This window comes from Acidovorax sp. HMWF018, assembly GCF_003061035.1.
Taxonomy (GTDB): Bacteria; Pseudomonadota; Gammaproteobacteria; order Burkholderiales; family Burkholderiaceae_C; genus Acidovorax; species Acidovorax delafieldii.
Map to the genome: position 1 here is coordinate 9,396 of NZ_QAIM01000018.1, position 2,554 is coordinate 11,949.

4 protein-coding genes are annotated in these 2,554 nt (G+C 66.6%); all 4 read right to left on the minus strand.

Annotated elements, in window-relative coordinates; all coding sequences use genetic code 11:
* On the minus strand, positions 1–243 hold a 243-nt coding region (locus DBR23_RS30135), incomplete at its 3' end, for an alanine racemase (protein WP_233250200.1).
* Positions 227–868 (minus strand): histidine phosphatase family protein, encoded by a 642-nt coding sequence (locus tag DBR23_RS00535; RefSeq protein WP_056059569.1) that lies wholly within the window; start codon positions 866–868, stop codon positions 227–229. The genes DBR23_RS00535 and DBR23_RS30135, both read right to left, overlap by 17 nt.
* Positions 869–891: 23 nt before the next feature.
* Positions 892–1,494: a DUF4136 domain-containing protein gene (locus DBR23_RS00540; protein WP_108496958.1), complete on the minus strand. Its 603-nt coding sequence runs from the start codon at positions 1,492–1,494 to the stop codon at positions 892–894.
* Between the two features lie 55 nt (positions 1,495–1,549).
* Positions 1,550–2,533: a tRNA 2-thiocytidine(32) synthetase TtcA gene (gene ttcA, locus DBR23_RS00545; RefSeq protein ID WP_199227596.1), complete on the minus strand. Its 984-nt coding sequence runs from the start codon at positions 2,531–2,533 to the stop codon at positions 1,550–1,552.
* Positions 2,534–2,554: the final 21 nt, after the last annotated feature.

Consider the following 2,554-nt stretch of genomic DNA (forward strand, 5'->3'; position numbering starts at 1 on the left):
CTCGGCCTCAGCGACCTTCTGCACGCACACGCCCTGGGCGCCAGCGCGTTGCTGCAGCAGCGCGAGTTCGGCGCTCTTGTGCAGCTTGGCATGGGGGCGCCAGCGCACGTGGTGCTTGCGCGCGAAGTCGGCCATGCGCTGGATGTTGCGGTCCATGGCATCCAGGTCCACCACCAGGGCGGGGGTGTCGATAGCGTCCACCCGCTGGCCGATGGTGGATTGCAATTCAGGCGTGGTTTTCATCGCGCAGGACAATCTGGTCAAGGTGTTGGGTGTCCGCCCAGCCGACGAGGGTGAGGCCGTCAGGCGTCCACAGCAGGCGGTTGATGGCGGCGTTGGAGAGTTGCCAGGTGCGCGGCGCCTGGATGTCCTGGCGCGTGGCCAGGCGGTACAGCACATCGAGCACGCCGCCGTGCGCCACCATCACCACCTGCTCGCCCACATGCTGCTGCGCCAGCGCGGTCACGGTGCGTTCGATGCGGTCACGCAAGGTGACGAGGGATTCGCCGCCCTCGGGCGTGTAGTGGGGGTCGCGCTTGCGCCAGCGCAATGCGTCCTCGGGCAGCTCGGCCTCGATCTCGGCAAACGTGCGGCCCTGAAAGTGCCCGAAGCTGCGTTCGCGCAATCCCGGCTCGGTCTTCAACGGGGCGCCTGTGGTGTGGGCCACGGCCTGGGCGGTGGCGTGCGCGCGTTGCAGGTCGCTGGAGTAGATGGCTGCAATCGGTTCGCCCACCAGGGCCTGGGCGACCTGGGCGGCCTGCCACAGGCCGGTGTCGTTGAGCGGGATGTCCAGGTGGCCCTGGATGCGGGTGTCCACGTTCCAGGCGGTTTCGCCGTGGCGGATGGCAACGATGCGGGTGGCGTGCATGCAATAGACGGGCGTAGAGGGAATCAGTGTGAGGGCGGAACCAATGGCAGGCGTACTTGCCGCGGCCCCTCGGGCGGCTTCGGAAAGCCGTTGAGTGCGGCGTCGAACAGCACGCCATAGACGGCCGGATCGCTCACCCACACATCTTCGTGCACGGCTGAGGTTTCGTACACGACGGCCTGGGTGCTGGCGTCGCGCATCACGATGCTGACCGCGCTGCGGTGCAGGGGCGTGGGCTCGCCAAAACGCCACATGCCATGCACCCCCCAGCCCCGTCCATACCAGCCGCCCATGCCCCAGGGGCCGGGGCCGTAAGGGCGGAACGGGTCATAGCGCGGCACGGCGTCGGCCTGCACGCCCAGCTGCACCAGCAGACGGGGCGCAGCATCGTCGCGCTGCAGGCCCGCGCGCGCCAGGGCCTGTTCGGCCAGTGTGGTGATGGTGTCGAACGAAGGGGCCTGCTGCGAAGGCAGGCGCTCAATGCGGTACGTGGCAGGTGCGGGCACGGCCGCCAGCGTTGAGAAGCTCTGCACCTGGCCCTCCACCACGCGGGTGGTGCTGCAGCCTGCGAGCAGGGTGACGGTGAGGCCCAGGAGCAGGGCGGGAATCCATCGGCGCTGTGTCATGGTCAGAGTGTCCTGAAACAAGGATCTCCGTGAGAGTGCCGCTGGCCCCGGCAGTTCACGACAGTTGCACCACCTGCACGCCGGGCAGCGATGGCGATGGCGCCGCAAACTCTTCCTTGTCAAAGGCCTTGTCGCCGTCTTCGCTGGCGATGCCGGTGGCCTTGGCGTTCTTGAAGTCGTACAGGCTGCCATCCAGCAGGTGCGAGGGCACCACATTCTGCAGGGCGTTGAACATGTTCTCCACGCGGCCGGGGAAGCGCTTTTCCCATTCGCGCAGCATCTCGCCCACCTGCTTGCGCTGCAGGTTCTCTTGGCTGCCGCACAGGTTACACGGGATGATGGGGAAGTTGCGGTGCGCAGCCCAGCGGGCGGTGTCTTTCTCGGCCACGTAGGCCAGCGGGCGGATCACCACATGCTTGCCATCGTCGCTGACCAGCTTGGGGGGCATGCTCTTCATCTTGCCGCCAAAGAACATGTTGAGCAGCAGCGTCTGCAGGATGTCGTCGCGGTGGTGGCCTAGCGCGATCTTGGTGCAGCCCAGCTCATCGGCCACGCGGTACAGAATGCCCCGGCGCAGGCGGCTGCACAGGCTGCAGGTGGTCTTGCCCTCGGGGATCAGCTTCTTGACGATGCTGTAGGTGTCCTCGTTCTCGATGTGGAAGGGCACGCCGGTGCTGGCCAGGTACTCGGGCAGCACATGCTCAGGAAACCCCGGCTGCTTCTGGTCCAGGTTCACGGCCACCAGGTCAAAGTGAATGGGCGCGCGGGCCTTGAGCTTGAGCAGGATGTCGAGCAGCGCATAGCTGTCCTTGCCGCCGGACATGCACACCATCACCTTGTCGCCTTCTTCAATCATGTTGAAGTCGACGATGGCCTTGCCGACCTCGCGGCACAGGCGCTTTTCCAGCTTGTGGGTTTCACGCTCGATCTTCATGCGGGCGGCGCCGCTGGCGGCTGCCTCTGCAGGCTCGTCGGCCCAGCCGACGGGGGCGGAGAGGGCGGGGTTGGTGGTCGGGGCTTCGTTCACTACGGTGCTCATGGGGTCACCACTGTCCTGTCT